This window comes from Exiguobacterium sp. s6 (assembly GCF_018618155.1).
GTDB lineage: Bacteria > Bacillota > Bacilli > Exiguobacteriales > Exiguobacteriaceae > Exiguobacterium > Exiguobacterium mexicanum_A.
Genome location: NZ_JACSLN010000001.1, coordinates 1344858 through 1367858 on the forward strand (window position 1 = coordinate 1344858; position 23001 = coordinate 1367858).

20 protein-coding genes and 5 pseudogenes are annotated in these 23001 nt (G+C 42.0%); 8 read left to right on the top strand and 17 right to left on the bottom strand.

Features of this window, described 5'->3' with window-relative positions; genetic code table 11:
- Window positions 1-7: 7 nt before the first annotated feature.
- The 3 genes from KNP75_RS06950 to KNP75_RS15825 all read right to left on the bottom strand — a co-directional run bounded on the left by KNP75_RS06950 (window position 8) and on the right by KNP75_RS15825 (window position 1215).
- A complete protein-coding gene (locus KNP75_RS06950; protein WP_029336168.1) occupies window positions 8-223 on the bottom strand; it encodes a heavy-metal-associated domain-containing protein in 216 nt (71 codons plus the stop codon).
- A 45-nt stretch (window positions 224-268) separates the two neighbouring features.
- The gene (locus KNP75_RS06955) at window positions 269-727 is read right to left on the bottom strand and encodes a CopY/TcrY family copper transport repressor (RefSeq protein ID WP_034781861.1); all 459 of its coding nucleotides are present in this window, start codon (window positions 725-727) and stop codon (window positions 269-271) included.
- Between the two features lie 113 nt (window positions 728-840).
- Window positions 841-1215 (bottom strand): thioredoxin family protein, encoded by a 375-nt coding sequence (locus KNP75_RS15825; protein WP_214763113.1) that lies wholly within the window; start codon window positions 1213-1215, stop codon window positions 841-843.
- 282 nt (window positions 1216-1497) lie between these two features.
- Between KNP75_RS15825 and KNP75_RS06965 the strand changes: the two genes are divergently transcribed.
- Entirely contained in the window at window positions 1498-2244 is a 747-nt protein-coding gene (locus KNP75_RS06965) for a hypothetical protein (RefSeq protein WP_215190101.1), read from the top strand.
- A gap of 187 nt (window positions 2245-2431) precedes the next feature.
- Here the strand turns inward: KNP75_RS06965 and KNP75_RS06970 are convergent, their stop codons facing one another.
- The 3 genes and pseudogenes from KNP75_RS06970 to KNP75_RS06980 all read right to left on the bottom strand — a co-directional run.
- Window positions 2432-2782, bottom strand: a complete 351-nt coding sequence (locus KNP75_RS06970) for a hypothetical protein (protein ID WP_215190102.1) — start codon at window positions 2780-2782, stop codon at window positions 2432-2434.
- A gap of 32 nt (window positions 2783-2814) precedes the next feature.
- A pseudogene (locus tag KNP75_RS06975) lies at window positions 2815-3201 on the bottom strand (DUF6036 family nucleotidyltransferase); the annotation flags it as partial.
- Between the two features lie 110 nt (window positions 3202-3311).
- A pseudogene (locus tag KNP75_RS06980) lies at window positions 3312-4067 on the bottom strand (IS3 family transposase); the annotation flags it as partial.
- On the opposite strand from KNP75_RS06980, the pseudogene KNP75_RS06985 reads away from it, so the two are divergent.
- Window positions 4059-5183, top strand: a pseudogene (locus KNP75_RS06985) (heavy metal translocating P-type ATPase); the annotation flags it as partial. The pseudogenes KNP75_RS06980 and KNP75_RS06985 overlap by 9 nt on opposite strands.
- A gap of 497 nt (window positions 5184-5680) precedes the next feature.
- Here KNP75_RS06985 and KNP75_RS06990 read toward each other — a convergent pair.
- The 7 genes and pseudogenes from KNP75_RS06990 to KNP75_RS07020 all read right to left on the bottom strand — a co-directional run bounded on the left by KNP75_RS06990 (window position 5681) and on the right by KNP75_RS07020 (window position 11714).
- Entirely contained in the window at window positions 5681-6532 is an 852-nt protein-coding gene (locus KNP75_RS06990) for a cation diffusion facilitator family transporter (protein ID WP_029336174.1), read from the bottom strand.
- Between the two features lie 212 nt (window positions 6533-6744).
- Window positions 6745-7638: pseudogene (locus tag KNP75_RS06995) on the bottom strand (arsenic resistance protein).
- Between the two features lie 321 nt (window positions 7639-7959).
- Window positions 7960-8775, bottom strand: coding sequence for a ZIP family metal transporter (locus tag KNP75_RS07000; RefSeq protein WP_029336175.1), 816 nt, complete (start codon window positions 8773-8775; stop codon window positions 7960-7962).
- Between the two features lie 124 nt (window positions 8776-8899).
- Complete coding sequence (locus tag KNP75_RS07005; RefSeq protein ID WP_029336176.1) at window positions 8900-9841, bottom strand: cation diffusion facilitator family transporter; 942 nt, start codon at window positions 9839-9841, stop codon at window positions 8900-8902.
- 23 nt (window positions 9842-9864) lie between these two features.
- Window positions 9865-10203: an ArsR/SmtB family transcription factor gene (locus KNP75_RS07010; RefSeq protein WP_029336177.1), complete on the bottom strand. Its 339-nt coding sequence runs from the start codon at window positions 10201-10203 to the stop codon at window positions 9865-9867.
- A gap of 420 nt (window positions 10204-10623) precedes the next feature.
- Window positions 10624-11043, bottom strand: coding sequence for a disulfide oxidoreductase (locus tag KNP75_RS07015; protein ID WP_029336179.1), 420 nt, complete (start codon window positions 11041-11043; stop codon window positions 10624-10626).
- A complete protein-coding gene (locus KNP75_RS07020; RefSeq protein WP_029595508.1) occupies window positions 11040-11714 on the bottom strand; it encodes a thioredoxin domain-containing protein in 675 nt (224 codons plus the stop codon). Before KNP75_RS07020 ends, KNP75_RS07015 begins: the two co-directional genes overlap by 4 nt.
- Before the next feature lie 384 nt (window positions 11715-12098).
- On the opposite strand from KNP75_RS07020, the gene KNP75_RS07025 reads away from it, so the two are divergent.
- From KNP75_RS07025 to KNP75_RS07035, 3 genes are all read left to right on the top strand, one after another.
- Window positions 12099-13640, top strand: a complete 1542-nt coding sequence (locus tag KNP75_RS07025) for an N-acetylmuramoyl-L-alanine amidase (RefSeq protein WP_081828362.1) — start codon at window positions 12099-12101, stop codon at window positions 13638-13640.
- 307 nt (window positions 13641-13947) lie between these two features.
- Window positions 13948-15285 (top strand): murein hydrolase activator EnvC family protein, encoded by a 1338-nt coding sequence (locus tag KNP75_RS07030; RefSeq protein WP_029336183.1) that lies wholly within the window; start codon window positions 13948-13950, stop codon window positions 15283-15285.
- Window positions 15286-16055: 770 nt separating this feature from the next.
- A complete protein-coding gene (locus KNP75_RS07035) occupies window positions 16056-16448 on the top strand; it encodes a FixH family protein (protein ID WP_029336184.1) in 393 nt (130 codons plus the stop codon).
- Between the two features lie 378 nt (window positions 16449-16826).
- On the opposite strand, the pseudogene KNP75_RS07040 reads toward KNP75_RS07035, so the two are convergent.
- Window positions 16827-16955, bottom strand: a pseudogene (locus KNP75_RS07040) (ATP-binding protein); the annotation flags it as partial.
- A gap of 195 nt (window positions 16956-17150) precedes the next feature.
- Window positions 17151-17534, bottom strand: a complete 384-nt coding sequence (locus KNP75_RS07045; protein WP_029595509.1) for a hypothetical protein — start codon at window positions 17532-17534, stop codon at window positions 17151-17153.
- 461 nt (window positions 17535-17995) lie between these two features.
- On the opposite strand from KNP75_RS07045, the gene istA reads away from it, so the two are divergent.
- Together istA and istB are read left to right on the top strand one after the other, a co-directional pair.
- The gene (istA, locus tag KNP75_RS07050) at window positions 17996-19432 is read left to right on the top strand and encodes an IS21 family transposase (RefSeq protein WP_029595511.1); all 1437 of its coding nucleotides are present in this window, start codon (window positions 17996-17998) and stop codon (window positions 19430-19432) included.
- Window positions 19429-20145: an IS21-like element helper ATPase IstB gene (gene istB / locus KNP75_RS07055; protein WP_029595512.1), complete on the top strand. Its 717-nt coding sequence runs from the start codon at window positions 19429-19431 to the stop codon at window positions 20143-20145. The genes istA and istB overlap by 4 nt, the downstream gene beginning before the upstream one ends.
- A 494-nt stretch (window positions 20146-20639) precedes the next feature.
- Here the strand turns inward: istB and KNP75_RS07060 are convergent, their stop codons facing one another.
- Window positions 20640-21095: a JAB domain-containing protein gene (locus KNP75_RS07060; protein WP_215190104.1), complete on the bottom strand. Its 456-nt coding sequence runs from the start codon at window positions 21093-21095 to the stop codon at window positions 20640-20642.
- Window positions 21096-21466: 371 nt separating this feature from the next.
- Here KNP75_RS07060 and KNP75_RS07065 point away from each other — a divergent pair, with 371 nt between their 5' ends.
- Window positions 21467-21808, top strand: a complete 342-nt coding sequence (locus KNP75_RS07065) for a YolD-like family protein (protein WP_029595514.1) — start codon at window positions 21467-21469, stop codon at window positions 21806-21808.
- Window positions 21809-21904: 96 nt separating this feature from the next.
- On the opposite strand, the gene KNP75_RS07070 is transcribed toward KNP75_RS07065, so the two are convergent.
- Entirely contained in the window at window positions 21905-22864 is a 960-nt protein-coding gene (locus tag KNP75_RS07070; protein WP_114167461.1) for an IS30 family transposase, read from the bottom strand.
- Window positions 22865-23001: the final 137 nt, after the last annotated feature.

The window sequence follows — 23001 nt, forward strand, 5'->3', positions numbered from 1 at the left end:
TCCATTATTATTGGGCTGATTCGACTTCGTAACCGACCTCGCCCACAACTTCTTTAAATTCATTCACATCTAGTCGTGTTTCATCGTACTTCACTTTTGCGATGCCTTTCTTTAAGTTGACTTTCGCACTTTCAACCCCATTCAGACCTTCAAGTGCTGACTCGACTTTGTTGACACAATGAGCGCATGACATACCTTTAATCGTTAAAATCGTTTTTTTCATCTTGAGTCTCCTCCTATTCACTACATTCATGACATCATTTCAAACTCAATGTCTGGATCCACAAGAATGGTCCTGACATCTGCATTGACCCGGGGTACAGGTGCATGGAATGTCCTCCACCGCTTCACTTTCCTTCATCTCAAGGATTTTTTTGAGATTCTCGATATCCTGTACACTCAGTGTCGCCTGTGTGATCATCGTTCCGATTGTGTTCCCGACATCCCTGTCACAGATATGATCGAGTAGATCGTGTAACGTCTCTCTGATGACGTCACCTTCAACGACGTTCGCGGAGTAGATGAATTTCTTCCCCTCGGCCTCGGTTGAGAGCATCCCTTTTTTCACGAGCCTTCCAATGAATGTCTTCGTCGTCGCAGGCTTCCAGCTCATCTTCTTTTCCAATACCTCGATGATTTCTTTACTGGTCACGTGATTTTGGGCCCAAACGATACGCATGACTTCCCATTCTGAATCCGTGATTTGTTTTTCGACATGTTCAGCCATTTGTCTAACCTCCAAATTTTAAGTTTACAATCGTAAACATTTTGTTTGATTTAAGTTTACAATCGTAAACGTCGTCTGTCAACCATTATGTTTTTGGGTTCGCTATTCAGTCTTCATTGGCTATATTCTTGTCTAGAAAACGCATCTGGATATCCTTCAGCAACGCTTTCAAATAGTAGTGCGAGCTGACGGCATCCCGGGCACCAATCGGTGGTGAACTTTAAGACTACAGGCTGCGTAGAGTGATTAACCATTTGCAAATCAGATAATTGAAATTTCGAAAGCATTTTTTCTCCTCTCTTTTCGTTTACGTTTGTAATCGATTTAAATTTACAACTGTAAACGTTATTTGTCAATCTATATATTCGTGTCCATTTTGTATGTTTCTTTAAGCTTATTGTTTCTCTCAAAACACTAATTCGATTCGTATTTAGTTGGGTCGTATTTATTTTGAACTCATACAGCTTTAAATTGTTAACTACTGTCATCTCTTATATGATGTAATAAAACAAAGTAGGAATTGTCTTAAGCGTTTTGTTGCTTAGTCGCTAGGATTAAATAGATGATTCGACTACTAGCTTACTATTGAGACATTCTCGTAAGTAAAAAGTGTAGGAAGGTATACATTTCGACGTCGAAATGTATACCTTCCTACACCACAAAGTGCCAGTTTATGAGTGATTTTTTTTATAACAACTTGTATTTAAATGATTTAAATATAGGAACTACATATGCTGTATACAAAATAATAACCAAATGAGGGATTAGAATTGGAATCAAACGAGACCAAGGTGACGTCATTCCGCGTGTCACAAGAAGTGAAAGAACATATTCAGCGTTTAATGGAGCAACGTCAAATATCAACCAACCAATTATTCGAGCAATTAATATCATTGGCCGATAAACAGTCACCGGACCCCTTAGTCGTCAAGGAGAACGAATCACTCGAAGCAGCACTGAATCAAGTGCTTGCCCTGTTCAATGAACGAGCCACTCGACTAGAAACGCAACAAAAAGAACATGAGCGAATCAACGCGCGATATAAAAATACCATTCATGACCTTGAACAAAGCGTAATTGCAGAAGCTGAACGACTCCAAGAGGAGTATGAGCGAAAGGTGTCGTCACATGAAATTGCACTCACTCAATTACAAGATCAAATCAACCAACTAATCGCTGAAAAGAGAATCGTTGAAGACGCATTGGAAACAGAACGTGTGTCTAACAAAGAAGAACTAAAAGAGCAGAAAAAAACAGTTTTTCATCTAGAAGGAGACATGAAAAAGCTAGAAGATGAACGTAGCCAGCTCTATCGGCAAAATCAAAGTCTTATGGACGCTGTCGACGACTTAAAAGCTCGTACACGCCGTCTTGACCAGCTTGAAGAAGAGAACCAGAAACTGCACTTAGAAGTCCAGCTCCTCCATCGAGAGAAAGAGACATTCGAGAACCGGTTACAGGAACAGGTCGAGCTCGCGGTCCTGCGGGAGCGAAACACCCAACAAAATAAACAATGATACGAAAAGGGTACTAGATTGAGTCAACCAGTGACTGAATCTAGTACCCTTATATTTTTTACAAAGAAAGGATTTAACGGTTTGGGGAAATCGTCTGATACATGTTCAATGATTTGACCAGAGATTCTTCCTTCATGCGTAGAATCATAACCTCATGAGAGTATAAAAATGACTCCACTTGGTCCAATTAAGATTTCACCCGCAATCCACGCATCTTGAATCGATTACGCTTTTCTTCTAATTTCACTTTCATATCTACCGAGAACGTACTTTCAGGAGTGTTGTAGGCACGCCGTGCTGCCATACTAAGCATTTTTGCCACATCCTCTGCCCGGTCGTCCTGTAAATCAAGGAGTGAAGATCGAACATACTGGCGAGCCATTTCTCGGTCACGTAGCGATTCAGGGACCGATACATGACGACTTAATGCCAGGGCCAATTGAGCCGTCTCTAAGCGATAGCTTGTCCCACCTGCCTGCATACGATTCAGTTCATCCGCTAGCTCACTTTGCAGAAGTACATGATTACTGTCTGACATCGGTCACCCTCCTCTACTCTTCTTTTAATTTATTATATACCCTTTTCCTGAAAAATTCGACTCAAGTCATGCACGTTACAAAATGGATCGTCCCACGTCATGTTACCTTTGTATTCTTCTACAAGTTCGAGAAGCTTGTCTTTGTCGCAAAGTTCCAATAGGTTCGTCTTTTCGAGATCCTCTAGATCCTTTTGGCGAGAGGAGAAGATCTTGGTACATGCTAAGAGTTCAATGTCAGGGATATACACATCAACCGCCTCGAACAGACCTTCAATCTTATGCCGGAATTCATTCTCCCTAAAGTCTTCACGGGGTGGGAACTGAATCACGCCTTCGACAATTTCAATTTCATATTCATGAAGCGCCTCTTTCAATTCAGGTGTCACAACGCCCTCTGTCACGCGAATATCAATATCTCGCGTCGGACGATACTGAACTGCCCCCCGTCAAGTAGACAGGGCAAATAATGAAAACCAATCTAAACGGCTTGAGACCTGTATTCGACAGGGCTCAAGCCGTTTAGTCGTTTCTAGAGTAGACCATGGTTGTAGAACGATATGTAGGTCTCGATGGCCGACGTGAGTTCGCTATAGACCTGGAACTCACGCAAGTAGTACATCTCGACTTTCAAAGTGCCCCAAAAACTCTCGATCGGGGCGTTGTCGAGACAACGACCAACTCAGGACATGTTGCCGATTAGTCCTGCGTCTTTCACCATACGTTTGAACCCTCTCGAGGTATATTGGAGCCCTCGGTCACTATGGATCATCGGACGCGCTCCTGGACGGAGCCCCGCGATGGCTGGCATCATCGTCTGGAAGACGATCCCGTTGTTGTTGGACCTTCCGATACGATAGGCGACGATCGATCCGTCGTACAGGTCGATGATCGCGCTCAGATACGCCTTCTTCCCGGTACCATATTTGAACTCGGTGACGTCGGTGCACCATTTCTCGTCCGGCCGAGACGCACCGAATTCTCGGTTCATCAGGTTCTCGGCCACATGCTGTGGCATCGACTTCTTATGTCTCTTCCGCTTCCCGCGGATGATCGATTGGATCCCATGGATATGCATCAGGCGATAGACTTGCTTTTCATTGAACGTGGACAGACCTTGTTGTCGGCGCAACCGGTTGATTGTCATCGTGACCCGACGGTAGCCGTATGTACGGTTCGCCTGGTCATAGAGTAGACGAATGTCCTCCAGGAGCTTCTCGTTCTCTTCTTGACGCACCGATACGGTGCGGTTCAACCATTTGTAATAGGCCGCACGTGAGATGCCAGCTGGGAAACCTGGGTCTATCAAGGATTGGCGGTTCTAGTAGTGGGTTGCCCGTGTGCCTTAGTCACTTCGACGCCGATTTCGATTGTTTCCGCCATCGGTAATGCTGCCAAAAAAGGGGTCTTGATTAAAGGCGGCGTATACCTGGAAGAAATGGGCGCGCTGAAAGCTATTGCATTTGACAAAACCGGTACCCTGACCAAAGGTGTACCTGTCGTCACAGACTTTAAAATCACGAACAAGCAGGTAAACGAGAGAGAACTGCTTTCTATCGTGACGGCATTGGAATATCGTTCTCAGCATCCGTTGGCCTCTGCCATCATGAAAAAAGCGGACGAGGAAAACATACCTTACACCTCTATCAGAGTTGAGGACTTCTCTTCCATCACAGGAAAAGGCATTAAAGGAACGATAGACGGCACCACCTACTTTATCGGAAGCCCGCTTCTCTTTAACGAGCTAGGTGTTGAAAGTATTGATAATAATCTGGACCAAACCGTAACGGCTCTGCAACAGCAAGGTAAGACTTCGATGATTATCGGAACGAAACAAAGCATATTGGCGGTTATCGCCGTAGCCGACGAAGTCCGGGAATCCAGCAAAGAAATCATCCGGAAACTACATGATATGGGTATTAAAAAGACAATTATGCTGACGGGTGACAACAAAGGGACAGGCAAAGCTATCGGCCAGCAAGTTGGCGTCAACGAAATCCAGGCAGAATTGATGCCAGAGGATAAATTAAATGTCATTAAACGCTTGCGAGCTGAGTACGACAATGTCGCGATGGTCGGGGACGGCGTAAATGACGCTCCGGCACTCGCTGCCTCTACTGTTGGAATTGCCATGGGTGGTGCTGGAACGGATACCGCTTTGGAAACAGCAGATGTCGCCCTGATGGGCGACGATTTGAGCAAACTACCGTTTACGATAAAATTGAGCCGAAAATCCCTAAATATTATCAAAGTGAACATCGCGTTCGCTATCAGTATCAAAGCGATTGCATTACTCTTGGTCATCCCGGGCTGGCTCACCCTATGGATAGCTATTATGTCCGATATGGGGGCAACTCTTCTGGTAGCACTGAACAGTTTAAGACTGATGAATGTCAAAGAATAAAAAAACAAAAATATTCATTTTTATATCCTCGAATTTGTACTGGGTATGATAAAAATAAATGATCTCTGTTTTTTAAGACGGCTTTAAGATGACTTCGGTATTGTTCCCGAGTCATCTTTTTAGGTTTCATTATCAGCTTTTTTATCATCAGACAGTTTTAATCGAGGCCGAACCTTATTCATTGACCGGAATATTCTCCGAAGTATGGAAAGAAAATCCGGTCGATAGGTCTACTAAACTATGACAATTAAATCTAAATATTTGAACGTTCGTTTTGGAATCATTCATTCATTCGAATACATCCTATTTTAAGAGACGAAATTTCGATAGTGTTCAAAAAAAAAACGAATGAGGGGGTTTCTAAATATACCCTCATTCGATATTCAGTTTCCTTGCACGTAGAAAAGTATTTATTGGTATCAGACGGTATGAAGTATAGAATTTTTACTCATATGTCGAACCTCAGTGTGGATTTGGTGCAAGGATGACTTATTTCTTTAGTTGTGTTTTTTTGATTCTAACTCTATTGTAGAATGTTTAATATCTAGTTTTGAAGTCACTTCTTTGACTTTTTGTTTAACAATAGTTGAATCCTTTAGATTCATCTCTTCTACTATTAAGTGTAAATTCATGGCGTTATCTTCGCCATCAATTGACCAGACATATAGGTTTTGAACAGAAATCACTTCTTCAATACCTTCAATCTTTTGCTTCACCTCATCGATGTCAATACCATCAGGGACAGCACCTAAAAGTATTTTCATTGTTTTAACTAAATTACGAAACACATTCACTAATATAAACAACGCAATAGCAATTGATAGGATGGGGTCAAGTATATGTATATCCTTGAAGAGTAAAACTATCCCTACTACAAGAACGGCAATCCAACCTAAAACATCTTCTAAAAGGTGCCAAGATAGTACTCCCTCATTTACTGATTTTCCTTTGTGTAGACGGAATGCCGCAAAACCATTTAAAAGCACACCAAAAATTGCAAACCAAATCATTCCTTGTGCATTAGAATGCTCCGGTTCAAACAGTAGAGGAATTGCTTGAGTAAAAATATATACAGATCCAATTATTAATATTGTCGCATTTATTAATGCTCCTAAAAGGGAAAAACGATTATATCCAAAAGTGAAGTTATGATCGGGTTTTTTGTTCGAAAATTTTTGTAAGAACCAGGACAGGCCCAATGCAAGAGCATCACCTAAATCGTGAATGGCGTCCGACATGATTGCAACACTATTAATCAAAAATCCCCCGATAAATTCACCAATCGAGAAAACAAGATTAATTATAAATGCTAGTTTGATATTTTTTGATGCCTTATCAGTACTCGCCATTGTTCGATCTCTCCTCACTTGGTAGTCCATCCTTAAAAAGGTTAGTTGTTAGAATAATACTGGTCTCTAGCGTTCTGCAATATAATAAATTTCTTTGCCTATTGATTGTAAACAACGCATACTTGAGAACTTAAGCGCAGTTCTTAATATTTTAATAAACAATCGAAGGACGTAATTTTTGAAAGCGAAATTAAATACATGTATCTAATTTGTTAGAACCATTTAGGCACTAATTTTATATATAAGACTTCTCCGAACAATTCGGTAACGGTCTGTAAAATGATCACTACAGCTACTTGTGTTGATAGGGGCTCTGGTAATATAGATGCTAATGGAAGAACTACAAGTGAATTCCTTGTTCCCATACTAAATGTAATTGCTCTTCTTGAAGCAATATCTAGTTTGAACAACTTACCAAGGGACTTTGACACCCATGGTATGATAAGTAGAAATAAAATATAAACTGGTATTACATCTATTAATGTCCCGAGGTCACTATACACTTCCCTAATTTGAGAGGCAACTACCACAAAAAGTACAAAAGACATAAATGGAACGGGAATCCATGGCGGCATTTTCATGATACGATTACCTAAAGAACTCTTTTTAGAACACAATTGTGTCATTATCGCTAATAGAAGCGGTATAAAAATCAAAAATAGAAATGCATCTAGAAATGGACCCATCCTAACGATACTAATAGCCTTTTCTCCTAATAATACGAATAAATATATGGGTAAGAGTATCGTCTGTAAAATTAAAAGAATCGGTGTTACTTTTAACAATATTGATTCGTTTCCCTTTCCCATCTTTGTAAAAACAATCACATAGTCGATGCACGGTGTTAACAACACCAAATACACCCCCAGCATTAGTGATGAATCTTGAAGAAATATGATAACCAAAACCTAAACTATTAAAGGAACGGCAACAAAATTTCCTAATAAAAGAGCTACCACAAACCTCATGTTTGTAGCAGATCCATTCGATTTCAGAAACGGAATTTGAACGAACATCCCATACATCAAAACTCCTAAAAGGGGAGAAATAAAAATATCGAGATATACAGCTTCTGTATTCAATAGACCAAAGATTACTGCCAACATCAAAAAAATGATGTATATACTGACTTGGTGGGCTTCCACCTTCTCTAGCACTTGAATTCCGAATTTGCTTTCCTTCTCTATCAAAATCACCCCCAAAATTTTCAGGAAATTTCAGAATGAAATAGATAACTCCACGATTTTAATTGCCAGGGCAAGAGGTTTTATATTTTTTCTTCTAGTATTTTTATTTATCCAACAGTAAAAATACCGACTGAAAGTAAATATAATTAAGGCTCATTATTTACACTTCCGAATATAGTTAGTATCTTGAATATATATCAGTCAAAAAATAAAGTGATAACCATTAAAAAAATAATTATTTTAGCCTAAAGCCACATCTAAAATCATCATGATTGTAAAGCCAAACATTAAACAAACAGAAGCCAAGTCCTTGTTTCCATTTTCTTGAGATCCTGGGACTACCTCCTCCACTACAACAAAAATCATTGCTCCTGCAGCAAAGCTTAGCGCAAACGGAAGTAAAGGCTCCATTATGAGTACTGCTACTACTCCTACCAACGCCGCGAACGGTTCAACCATACCAGATAACTGGCCATAGAAAAAACTTTTACGACGAGATAATCCATCTCGTCTCAATGGCATTGACACAGCAGCACCCTCAGGGAAATTTTGTATGCCGATTCCGATTGCCAGCGCGATAGCTCCCGTGATTGATGATGAAGGGAATCCTGCTGCAACTGCTCCAAATGCAACGCCTATGGCAAGTCCCTCTGGAATATTATGCAATGTTATTGCTAACACCAGTAACGTGCTCCGCTTTCTCTTCTTAGGGTTTATACCCTCAGCCTCATCCATCGGTGAAGTGGGATGCAGATGTGGAATCACTTTATCAACACCTGATAAAAAGAATCCTCCAAGTAAGAAACCGATTGCAGCTGGTAACCACGCCGGAAGAGAATCTTGTTCCGCCATCTCAATTGCAGGTGAGAGTAATGACCAAAAACTAGCGGCAATCATTACTCCTCCAGCAAAACCGAGCATCCCATCCATTAGCTTTTGATTCATTGATTTTGTCATAAACACTAACGCGGCACCAAGCGCCGTCATCCCCCAAGTGAATAAAGTACCCAGCAATGCTTGAGTAAGGGGTTCTAACGAAGAAATATATTCAATCATCTATCAAAACTCCGTTGCCAAAAATCGAGTTTCTATACATGCTCAAAATTAAGTAACTATTATCCAAAATCAGCATTGCTGTCTCCTCCTCTTGATTGTCAATCCTACTCAACAGGTGATTTTTTTAATGTTGATGTACTACTTCCCCTACCTTCAGTTTGCAAAGCAATTCATCGCTGTGAGGATGAGAAAGAGTTTCGAATTGAATCGTAGAGTGTTGAACGTTCAGATGTGCTAAATCGTGTTCAATTTCTTGAAGTAGATTCTCACTGTCATAGATTTGTAAATTACCATCAACGACAACATGACATGAGAGTGCATTCATTCCACTTGTGATACTCCAAAGATGAAAGTCGTGTATACTCCGTACCCCCTCCTTGTTGTGAATGACTTGAAGAACCTTTTCGACATCAACGTTTTGTGGTGCACCTTCCATTAATACGTTCAATCCGGATTTCGTCACGAAATAACCACTTCGTAAAACAAGTCCCGCTACAATGATTCCTGCGAGCGGATCTGCCCAGTTCCATCCAAATGCCATGATAAGAAGCGCTGCCAGTATTGCACCGACTGAACCCAACGTATCGCTTACAACATGTAGATAAGCACCTCGCATATTCAAATTATGTTCTACGTCTGCACCTCTTAACATAATCCATCCAACAAGAAGGTTTATAGCAAGGCCAATACTGCTAACAATTAACATTCCTACGGATGCGACCTCAGGTGGTTGAATAAATCGATTGATGGCCTCATAAAAGATATATATGGAAATCAGTATGAGTGTGACCCCGTTTAAAACAGCTGCTAGAATCTCGAAGCGTCTATATCCGAACGTTTTACGATTGTTCGCTATTTGTTCACCTAATTTAAAGGCAAGTAATGCAATAGCGAGCGAAGCCGCATCACTAAGCATGTGACCTGCGTCCGCTAAAAGTGCTAAGCTATTTGTAAGGTACCCTCCAATCGCCTCTACAACCATGTATGCCGAAATAATAAAGAATGAAATGATCAAAATCTTTTTGTTAGAGGTATGAGAATGATCATGTGCATGATTATGTGCCATAAGATTAACTCTCCTTACTATATTTAGTGGTGTTTCGCATGCTCAATCGCCTGTCTTAGTAAGTTCATGACATGGTGATCATCTTCTGAATAAAATAGAGTAGTTCCTTCTCTTCTAAACTTGACAAGTCGAAGATTTTTTAAAAAACGTAGCTGATGAGACACGTTTGATTGACTTAAGTTAAGAAGATCAGCTATTCCGTTGACCGAATGTTCCTTTGTGCATAGCAGGGTTAATATTTTAATTCTTGTCGGGTCACTAAGTGCCTTGAACGTCTGAGATACAATAAATAGAGTCTCATCGTCAATCTGCGCCCCTATTTCTATTTCATTTTCTGTAGTATCTTCAATCGGTTCATCCATAAGTCAGTACCTCCGCTCATGATAACTATACATGTTCATATGTTCATATATAACTTATTAGACTTTTGCTGTGCCGTCAACACTTAATTTAAAAAACATTTATTCTATCAGCTCTACATACTTGAAGATTTGAGATACTTTCTCTGGTTTTGCGATTATTTCTTATTTTTAGCCATACAAAAACTACCTATTAGAGAGCTAGTTAGATCTCATACTCGATAGGTAGTCACGCTTTTTCAAAAAATCAATATAGTACACTAACGTTTTAAGAAAACGTCAATTGAATTATTTACTGGGTATTGTCTAATCTATTTTCCAACTTCAAAAAGCTTTTCATGTTTTTCTAAATCAAAGCTGTTTTTTAGTAAGCATACCAATTTGATACAATTAGTTCTTCATTTTTCAAATCCAAATCAAAAACTACTGTTTGGTACTGATTCGTCCAAGAATGACTGTAATCAGAAAAAAGGCGGTCAACGCTAAAAACGGAATTGTGATAAAACCCATCCAGTCAATGTACTGTGCATTACAGGAAACTCCTTGTTCACATGGTCTGACTTCCGAAAAGCCGGGCACCTTTTGTACAAGATAGTGGTAAAAAGAGATACAGAATCCGATTATTGATAAAGGGAGAACATAAAATTTGATTGAGCTATCTTCTCTGAAAACTGCAATTGCAAGAATCAAAGCTATTGGGTACATAAAGATACGTTGAATCCAACAGAGTTCACAAGGTATAAAACCACGAATTTCGCTAAAATATAGACTTCCAAGTACTGCAGTAATTGAAACAACCCAGGCGAGGTACAGTCCATATCGGTTTATTACTGAAGCGCTCATTGGGTTAGCTCCTTTTCAATTTGTTTTTTTATAGAGGTATAGTCGAATGGATTTTCAAGGATGACCCCATTAACTGCAATCGTCGGGGTCAGTGTAACATTGTATTTTTCTACGAGCGCCGCATCCATTTTAACTGATTCTAATCTAGAAGAACGACTTGATAGGTCTTCTCTAAATTTATTTAAATCTAGAGAAGGGACAGTCTTCGTCGCAATCTCTTCCATTTTCTCCACCGTAACCCATGGATTATCGTGTATTTGCACGTCAGGTTGAGCTTCATAAATAGCTTTGTGAAATTGCCAAAATGATTCTGGGTGATTTTTGTAAACAGATTCTGATGCAAGGGCAGCTAAAGTGGACTCATCTCCGTGAAACAAAACATTAATGTAACTAAAGGAAGCTTTCCCACTTTCAATGTAATCTTTTACAAGTTGAGGATAGATTGTTTCACCCCACTCTTTACACGAAGGGCATTTATAGTCTCCGAATTCTACAATTGATATCGGCGCTTCCTTTTTACCTATTGTAGGTTGATTATTAACTGATATCTTTTCATCTTGAACAATTTTAGTCTTTGATTTTTCGGAACTTTGATCATTTAAAAATAAAAAAGCTAAGACTGCAATTACTAATACGGATGTAAAAATAGTCAATAGTTGATTAGTTTTCAAAACAATTCACCTCTTTTATAAATTCGTTATTTCTTTTATCAGAATTATAGCTAAAAATACTAGAGTATCCTTAGTTTTTCAACATTGAATCCATGGACTTCTAAAAACGAAATCTATGAGTCAAACAAGTTACATTCTAACACATTCATGCAACTAAACTTTTATGCAGATGAAAGGAGGGCCAATTTATTTCTTAAAATACGTCTATTCCCCTTAATAATAGTGCATTTTAAAACAGGGCAAGAAAACTTTTAACTGTAGATAGACGAAAGCCAATAATCGTTGCATAGAATGACTAATATTTAAAGGATAAGTACCATACAGATAGTAAAAAACCATTCATGGGTCTTTACAACCAAAAAAACTACATATGAGGAGTCTATTATGAAGTCTAAACATAAATTTCGAATAAGCTTAGTAATTTCCTTGGCTTTATTAACTTCTTTTTTCTATCCCTTTAAGCTTTTAACTAGTGTTAACGTCCTAAACGTCGTACATGCAGAGGAATCTCTATTCATAACAACTGAAAATTTGAATTTGCGTTCCTCGTTCTCTTCAAAAAGCAAAGTCCTTTTGACGATTCCAAAAGGAAAAACCATTAAGAAGATAGGTGTATATGGAGAAGATAAATCCTGGTTTAAAGTTTCATTTAATTCAAAAATCGGTTATGTCTCAACGAAGTACGTGACGCCAAAACCTATACCTAAAAATTCAGTCAGTTCAATAAACACAATATATAAAACTAAAACTTCACTAAATCTGCGTAAGGGCCCATCTGTCAAATCACCCGTTTTAATGACTATCCCAAAGTCCAGCCCACTAATGTACCATGCTGCCTCAGGCCCTTGGTATAAAGTATCATACAATGGGACTCAAGGCTATGTGGCAAGTCAGTATGTAACCATATCGCCCTCGGCTATGAAGTCACGAAGTAAGCAAACGACCGAGATTCGCTCAAGCATGTCTTTAGTGAACTCAAAGGTCCTTATTACGATTCCAGCATCTACTGAAGTGACTGTACTAGGAAAATCGGGCACAACGGGTTCTTGGTTAAAAGTTATGTATAACGGTATTACAGGATTCACACCTGCTCGACATTATATAGTGCAAGTGGCACCGGGGGATTCTTTATCCACTTATCCAACATATATTACTATCGAAAATCTTAATTTACGTAACCAAGCGAGTCGTTACGGATCTATTTTGACAACAATTCCCTCAGGCACTTCGATTTCTGTCATATCGAAAAGCGCCAGTTGGTACAAGGTGCGATATAACAATCAAGTCGGTTACGTATCATCTGGTTTTGTGCAACCATTTACCGGAAAAACTCCTATAAAATCACCGGTGATTCCAGCTAACAAACACGTGATTTTAATTGACGCTGGACACGGTGGGGGAGATGCTGGTGCAGTGACTTCAAACGGTACAGTTCAAGAAAAAGTACTCACCCTAAACATTGCTAATCGTGTGGCCGACGAACTAAAGAAAAACTATGAGCTTTATGAAGTGAAACTAACGCGCTCAAATGATAGATACTTGTCACTTGTTGAGCGGACCAATCTATCAGAAAGGCTTGATGCTGACGCTTTCATAAGCGTCCACATTAATTCTTCACCTTCTTTCGCTACAGGTCATGAAGCACTCGTCCCTACTTCTAGCGCGTACACCACAAATCCATATGCGAACGCTAGCCGCAGATTAGGTGAAGTAATTAATCAAGAAATCGCCATGAACGTTCCAGATTTTAAAAATCGAGGCGTTAAGCGACAAGATGTCTATGTGGTAGGAAGAAACACGGTACCTTCTACTCTCATCGAATATGGCTTTATTGCTAACTCAGTAGATCGCTCCTATATGTCGGGAAGTAACATGATCAAAGCAACCGCCAAAGGAATTGATAAATTTATGAAGAGTTACTACTAAATAAACACCAAACAAATACTAACAAACGATTTGACCACTGAATTTGAGACAAAATGTCCTAAATTCAGTGGTCATCATTCATTTCCTCATCAAAATGGCATTATAAGTATTTCTCTTGATATACTCGAATGACAATAAACTCAAAAGAACAACTGACATAGAAATGAAAAGAAATAGAAATATAGATGGTGAAGTAATATTGATACAATGATTCCGGTTCGAGTTTTAATCATGATACGAATACTTTTATCCAGCAACGCATTTTTTATAATAGAGATAAGTTACGGAGGCAACAACATTGTTTACCATGAAAAAAATTATAGCTTCAACTTTACTTGGTGTTATGTTAGTTCAAAGCGCATCCCCTTCTTACGCTTTAAACTTGACTGAAAAACAAAAAAATATCCAGCAGAAGCAAGCGCAAAATTCTACAGAGCAACGTAAAGCTAATACGTCAATTCAGCAGCGTGAACAAGATATCACACTCGAAGAACAGAAACTGAATGACTTGGAATCCGAGTTACAGGATATTATCAATGAGGTCACCCAGAAGAAGGCTGAAATTCGGACAACCCAAAAGAAAATTGCTCAGATTCAAACTCAAATTAAAGAATTCCAGAAAAAAATGAGCTCTCAAAAGACATTGATGGAAGAACGCATGGTCACGATGCAAAAAAACGGTGGTTCTTCTATAAACTGGGCTGAATTTATTTTTGGTTCAAAAGACTTTGGTGATCTGGTTTCACGCATGATCACCGCAGGGACGATTCAAGAAAATGATCAAGAACTTTTCAAAGAATATCAATCAACAAAAAATAAGCTTCAAATTGCTAAAGCTGAATTGGACACTGAAAAAGATAAGCTTATTAGTCAAAAAGAAGAGCTAGAGAATAGTCAGAAAAAATTGAACGGCAAAATTAAAGTGCGGGCTGCTCAAATAAAAAAATTAGAGGCCGAAAAAATCCAGTTCACATCTAAATTGGTAAGCTTGCAACAAATGGAATCGACGCTTCAAGAACAAGAAAAATCAATTCAAGCAGAGATTGAAGCCCAAAGGCTTGAAGAACAAGCTAAAATTCGTACCAAAGAGGCTGCGCGTAAAGCTGCAGAAGCAAAAAGTGCCGAAAAAAATGAAATCAGCGAGAATAAAGCCTCTCTCGAAAAATCACCAAACTCTGAGAAAGTGGTAAACACTTCAAAGACTACGGATTCACTCGCTTCTCCAACAAGTGGCGGAGTTTTTCAACGTCCAACCTCAGGTATCGTAACCCAAGGATGGGGTCCAGCAGGCGGGGCCAATGGCTACAGCTTCCATAATGCACTAGATACAGCTGGACCAGTAGGAACTCCTATTATGGCTGCTCAAACAGGAACTGTAACTCGAGCAGGCTGGGGTGGACCTTATGGAAATCATGTCATCATTACGCATGTCATAGGCGGTCAAGTTTGGACTACCCTTTATGCTCACATGAGCTCATTGTCCGTTTCCGCCGGACAACGTGTGACCCGAGGACAGAACATCGGTGCGATGGGGAGTACCGGAAATTCGACCGGTTCTCATTTACACTTTGAAGTCCATCGAGGAAACTATTCGTACTCAGCTACAAGTGCAGGGAATACAGTCAACCCATCCCAATTTTTCTGAATTTCAGAGGCGAAATTGTTTAACACTATATAATTACTTCAGTAAATCACTTAATATTTAGACCACAGAATATTAGATGCCCCGTAAAAGTTGGACCTGATAATCTAATTTTTATGGGGCGATTTTTATGTCCGAAAGCTTTTAAAGTCTCGGTGACCAAACGCTAACTGACTCGCAAGAAAAACTTCAGAAAGTTAGGATGAGCTTTCGTTCGTGCCCCCCCCCCCCTACGAGTGCCTGGGGAATACAATCTCAGGTGCGACATACACATTCACTATGTAGATATTAAAAACGATATGGATGGGTAGACAATCTTTAATCGATTCAATCTTGAAGTACAGACTCTTCTCTCCTTTGATGACCTTCAACTGGCAATATACGTCGAGACGAACCTTAGGTTACTAAGGCCGTGTCTAACGGTCGATGATAAATTTACGGATATGAAGGTCCAAATTCAAACCTAGGTTGTCGAAGTCACCAGATGATCTATTTCATGATCCAACTTTTTGGATTAAGTTCAATTAATATCTTTTGAACTTAATATATAAAATTGAACTTAATATATAAAATGTACATTTCTTTATTTTTTATATAGAAAAGTAAACCAATCGAGCATACGACGCTCTATAAAGTCTTGAACCTTAAAAGTGACATGGGGTCTATGCTCGATAGCTAATAAGATTGCATGATCAGGTCACTTTTAATGTAATAATCAATACATCACATTTTCGTGTATGTTAATATTAAATCGTTTAAAGGAGAGAAAAAAGATGGCAAGGTTTTTTTCACTGTTGATTGTTTTGTTAGTATTATCTGGTTGTGGAAGTACAGTAAGCAATAATGGACCTGAAGTGATTCCAGAATTAATTGATGTACAATTTAAAACAGATCCTGAAATAGTAAAAGCAAACGAAGTTATTGAACTTATAGCAACTGTTTCTCAAGGAAACGAGAAAGTAGACGATGCGGATAAAGTTGAATTCGAGATATGGAAAGAAGGCCAAGAGGAAAGCCAACACGAAAAAATTGAAGCCAATTATCAACAAGACGGACTGTATGTAATTTCTTATATTTTTGAAGAGCCCGGTAAATACTTTATATATTCACATACGACAGCAAGAAGCTATCATTCTATGCCCAAAAACGAAATATTAGTAAAATAATAAATTTTAATTATTACAATTAATAATATAGACGAGCTAATCCATGATGAAAAAACTCGTTTTTATTGAATCGCGCGACAACATCAACCTTGTGATATATGCTCGAAAAATACCAATTTTATGATATATCCTTTCCGCTCCAATGTCTGATACGTCCATTCCGTCGCTCCACCTTGGAAACTACCATCAGTTGTATGCTTATATGTAGGAATATAAACGCGAGTCAAATAGAGTCACATTGCTCAAACGCATCCTCAAAAACTCGAAGGATGCGTTTTTTGTCCTGCTGAGTATTGCGGATACAGAGAGCCACTAGTGCGGACGACTGAGCGAGTCAATATGAAGAAAAAGGCCATCGACTCATCGATGGCCAAGATCTTAGCTTATCCCTAGCCCGTGGTGTTCCCTCATTGAGGTTTCGCCATCGACCAGGATTTTATAGGAGTCGTGTACGATCCTGTCGAGAATTGCGTCCGCGATTTGGGCCTGTCCTAGATTCGAATGCCACTCCGCGTGGCGTTAGACGCGCCCACGCTCTTGCTTTTGACGTTGCCCTTACGCTCCGTGCCTCCCGTTAGAAAGGGCCAGGAACATAGAGATGCGGCGGTGAGCCAGCAGCTCTTGTTATCGGGCCGTCAGGGGGGCAGCGGTGCGATGAGCGACTTCGCCTCCTGGCGTTAGACGCTCACGCATGAGCCCGGATCACCATTCCTTCTCCCATGCCCCGTCTTCAGACACGCCCCAATCCTCGAACCGATACTTGATGAGCCAATGGACATGCATCACTTCATATTCGAATACACCCTTGGATAGCTCTGAGACGACGAAGCTGACTTCTCCATCCGCCACCACCCATGTCCCGTATAGATACACTTTCTTGATCGGACGCTCTTCTGCATCCAGATAGATCAGCACCCGGAAGTAAGGCGAGTTCCGTCCGTCATCGAACCGGACGACCTTCTCGACGCAATGTTCCCTGTCGACGACACGCATCCATTCGGGATGTTCCATCAGTTCCGAGAACACCGTCCGGACGAACGGATCCAATCCAGCGAACGCATAGTCATCAAGCAGCCCCTCATCCATCACGTCTCCCCCCTTCCGCTTCGCTATAGAACGATTCCCCGTCCAGAGCCAGTTCAGTCCTTGTTCATGAAACTACAGAAATGACGACTTTAAAAAATGTATACATGTATACGCGTATACAAATCTACATGTATACATGTATACAAATATTTTTGTTCTTATGTACGACGATTCCGTCGAATCATATTGGTATTGAAAAAGACGGTGAGGTGGGTCAAGCGTTCTCCTTCCTTCACATCACAAAGAAGATCCATGCTCACAAGTTTTAAGTCGTCAAAATCTTCTTGGAGCCGGTCAGGAAGGCGTCGAAGTGTGTAATGCAAAATAGGAGTGCAGAAGTGTGCAACGGAAACGTACACAACTCTGCACTCCTATTTTAGAAAAGAAAAAGGACTTGCCAGCAACCATAATCTCACCCTAACGTTTAAGTTGCGACACAAGAACGTTAGGAGATGGAAGGAATGCTAGCAATGTCCGATATCAATTGTATCAAATATCTGAGAAACCACAAATCACATTCGATCAATCGAATCGCTAAAAATCTAGACCTCAACTGGAGGACGGTAAAAAAATACGCGGATTCAGCTCAACTGCCGAGTGAAACCATTCGCCCCAAGAGAGGCATGATGTACGGAACGAAATGGGGCGAGATGGTCGAGGATTGGTTGACCGAGGATCAAATGCTTCAGAAAAAGTTAAGACGAACGAATAAAAAGCTTTATGAAACGCTGGTGGCGAACGGATTCGAGGGTTCTTACCGGACGGTCTGCAATTTCATCAAGAGCTGGCATATGACGAGCGAGGAGGAAAACGACACAAGGCAAGAACGATTGCAACACCCTCCGGGTGAGGCACAGGTAGATTTCGGGACGATGGAAGTCGTCAAAGATAGTCATGCGGTCGATGTAAAATGCCTCGTCATGAGCCTGCCCTTCAGTAACCGCACAGCAGCTGTCGCCCTGCCCGCAGAAAACCAAGAGTGCTTTTTGACGGGACTCAAAATGCTTTTTGAAGAAATCGGTGGTGTACCGCAACAGCTCAGAATCGATAATCTCCCCGCCGCAGTCATCCAACCACGAACGACAAAAGAAGAGGCGATCTATACAGATGCTTTCCTGCAGTTCATGGCACATTACGGCTTCCAAGTTCAAAGCTGTAATCCTTACAGAGGTAACGAGAAAGGAAGTGTCGAGAACAAGGTAGGATACGTTCGGTACAATTTTCTTGTCCCAGCCCCTGTCATGCATGATTACGATTCGACGAACCGGCAACTCGCAGCTTCCCTACGGGATGACATGGAGAGAGTGCATTACGAAAAGCATGTGCTGATCCGTGAGTTGTTCGAAGAAGAGCAGAGACATCTATTGCGATTGCCGCAAGAAGACTTCCCCGTCTTCAAAGAAGAACTGTTCAAGGTGAACAAGTACGGCGAAATAACGATCGATAAGACGAAAGTCTTGATCCCTTCAGGGGCTCGTCATGGGCAAGTACGCGCCATCTTAAGGTGGGATTCGATGAAGATTCTCTCACTTCACGGAGAAATCCTCTACGAAGAAAAACGTCCCTACATGATGACAAAGCGTGCGCTCCCATGGGAAAACATCATCAGCACTTGGCACAAGAAGCCGAGAAGCTTCGGGCACTCCCGTTATTCCGAATATCTGCCGGGTAGAATCAAAGAGTACCTGGGCGTACCCAACTTACTCGTTCGGCAGGAAAGACTGGCCTGGATCCGAGCCAAGCTCGCACTCTATCCAATCCTCGAGATCAATGAACGCCTATACGAGCTACTGAGCGAGGACGACGATCCAGCCGTGGTTGAGGACCATCCTTATGATGTGGATTGGAGCAAGTACGATAGCCTGAATCGGCCTTGGGGAGAAGGTGGTGCAGTATGAGCCTAAAAGAAATGTGCAAATCGCTCCGCCTTGCCTATGTCGCTGAAATCTATGAATCGATTCCAACGGAATCCCCTGAAAAGTTTCTCACGGAGCTTTTCTCGATGGAAATGCGCCTCCGCGAGGAAGCGAAAGCGCAACGGTTAATCAAAAAGGCAAAATTCATCAACAATAAGTCACTAGACGACTATCATTGGGGCAATCACATCTACTTCCCAAAGCATTTAGATAAGGACGAACTGACCTCACTGAATTTCGTCGAGCACTCACAGAACGTCGTTCTGACAGGGTCCCCGGGTACAGGAAAGACCCATTTGGCCATCGGGCTCGGGAGAGAAGCTTGTCACAAAGGTTATGAGGTGAGGTTCTTCCGGGTCTCTGAACTCGTCGAGCAACTTAACAAGGCCTGGCGGGATGGAAAACTAGGCAACTTCCATTCTCGTCTCGAGTCGGCAGATATGATTATTTTAGATGAGATGGGATATCTCCCTCTCACAAAAGAATCTGCGGAACTTCTGTTTCATCTCATCACCGACTGGTACGAGCGAAAGAGCCTGATCATCACATCCAACCTTGAGTTCAGCCAATGGAATCGCATCTTTGGCGACGCGCGCTTGACTGCGGCACTCGTCGATCGCGTCATCCATCACGCTCACATACTAAACTTTACAGGTGACAGTTATCGTGTCACGCATGCGTTGTCGAAACACTAAAACCCAGCTGGCAAAGTTCTGTACTTTTCGTTGCATTATTGTGCACATTTGTATTGCAAAATACAGTCGAAGCAATACCTCCGTCATCTCGTCCATCGTCTGTTGATCTAGTTGGTAACTGTCCATCTGAATCTTCCTCTCCTGTTGATAGCCTCATGATACCTCGCATCCAAGCAGACAACATCTCGCCTAATTTCACGTAAGCCCTAGGGCTTGTTTAGAAAACATGCTCATTTTCAATAAACAAACCGTGTTTTCACTTCTGTCATTTCATCAAATAGTCTTCTTACGAGACAGACCAAAACAACGTCCAACCTTCACACACGAACCATCGCGTTTTCGTCATGCGAAAACGACCCTTTTCCGGATCCCGCTCTATGGATCCAGGCGAGAGCAACGCGAGTCGCCCATCCAGTCAAAGAAAAACGTACGTTTTTCTTCCTTGTCCTTACCGGACGGACCGGGACCGGTCCCCCGGCCCCACTCCATTCCGTTCAACCCATGTAACCTCGCTGTTTCATGCTGACGTACGACTCGTCCGCTCCGAGGATGAGATGGTCGAGCACCGGGATGCCGATGAGGTCCCCCGCCTCATGTAACCGTTCGGAGACGAGGATGTCCTCCCGGCTCGGCGTCGGGTCCCCGCTCGGGTGCTGATGACAGACGATGAGGCACGAGGCGTTGTTCAAGATGGCGCATTTGAAGACCTCCCGTGGGTGGACGACACTCGAGTTGACGCTCCCGACGTGTGCCCGGTGGACGCCGATGACCCGGTTCTTTGTGTTGAGAATGATGACGAGGAACACTTCACGGTCGTCGTCCCCGATGAACGAGGAACCGATTTGTCGGGCACTGTCCGGTGATTGGATGATGGCGTGCTCGAGAGCGACCATCTCCTCGCGAATCTCTTGTTTGATACGAATGACCTCGATGATGGATGTAAGTTCCATGATGGTTTGTCCCCTTTCGGATAAGCCGAGCTCAGAACGAACACCGTTGTGCGTCCTGTTGACGGGAACGAAGAGAGCGTCGGGAGACGGTGCAAGGGCGACCGCAGGGAGAGCCTCAAAAAAATGCGTAGAGCAAACGGAGGGACAGGCTTCCGTAGCCAACGAGCGAAAAGCCTCGCTTTGAGCCTAAAGCGAAGGAAGACGGGCCGGAGGGCGCGTCATTTTTTTGACGTCCCTTGCACCGAAGACCAGCGAGCTAGAGTACGGAAACAGGACGCACGGATTACCAATCACGAAAAAGGCTGTTCAAACGGGACAAATCGGGTATAAAATAAGAACAAACGTTCGTTTTATTGAGAGGGGTAATTATTATGACGATGTATCGCGATCGGGGCGAATTGAAATGGATCCCATTCCTCATGCCCGAGCACAAGGCGCTACTGACGAAATACTATAAAGAGATTCAAAAAATTGAGATGCCAGATATCGATGAACAGGTCCTATCGGTCTATGAGAATGTGCTGAACGACGCGATCTTCAGCGGAGATTTGGTAGAGGTAAAATATGTGGAGAAGCGGGAGATGAAACGATTCAGAGGATTCGTGCACCGGACGAACTACATGGAGCGGACCGTCGAGCTGGCCAATCAAAGGGAAGGGATCATCCATGTGCCGTTCGAGGCAATCATTCACGTCGAACAATCGATAGACTAACGCCCTGGCGGTTGCTGACGAAAAATCCTTTGCTGCTTTTATAGATGTATCAGTTAAAAGTTGCAGTACACTGATATCTTTAAATCATTCCGTTTGTCAATTTAAGCTAGACAGATCGACTCCATTCAGGTGACTCAAAAATGCCTCCAACGGTGTGCGGTAATTCAGTGACTTTCTTGGGATGTTATTCCGCTTGTCGGCCACCGACGAAATGAATGTTTGATCCACCTGGTTGAAGTCCATTTCCTTTGCCAAGCCGTCTTTCCGCAGGAGCCCGTTGGAGTTTTCATTCAAGGCGCGCTGAGAAGGCGTGCCGGGATCCGCAAAGTAAATCGAGACGTCGTGCCGGTTGCACAACGGTTTCCAATTGGAGAATTCCTTGCCGCAATCAAACGTGATGGATTTGAACAGATTTCTCGGGACCCCTTGGAACCACTGGTTCAACGCAGTTTCAATATCGCAAGCCTTGCGTCCTGCAGGCTTCAGGGCGATGATGACTTTCGTCAGCCGTTCGACCAGCGTGATCACCGCACTTTTGTGGCGGGCACCCACAATGGTGTCGCCTTCGATATGCCCGAACTCTTTTTTGAACGACGGGTTGTCGGCTTCCCGTTCGGAAATATGGCGTTTGAACGCCTGTTTTCCCCGGCGTTCCTGGTGTCCATTGGGTTTCCGTTTTCCTTTCATCGGCAGCGTGGCGGCGTCAAAGACCTGATTTTTGAACATGCGATAGATGGTGCGCGCGGAACAATCGATGGCCGTTTCTGCCCGGCCGACAATGACATCCGGCGTCCAGCCCTGCGCCACCTTGTCTTGAACATAGGCCACTTGTTTCTTCGGCAGGACAATCTTCCGCCGGCCGCAGCGTTTCTTATTTTTCTTGTATTGCGTGTAGAAGTCGAGCGCTGTATGTCCTGATTTCAGGAAATTGATGACGTTGTAGATTGGCTGCCTGGAACGGTTCATCAACTTAGCAATGATCGCTACAGGTATATTTTGGCGGTGGTAGGATTCTATCATCACCAGTTCATCCGTGGTAAGATGGGTGTAGGTCATTCGTGATCACTCCTATGTTTTTCTTTGGTCGGAAAATACATTGTGAGTGTACCACGAATGGCTTTTTCAATTGTCTAGCTTAATTTTACAATCGGCGATTAATGAATGAATGATCAATTTTTGAAAACTTTTTTGTG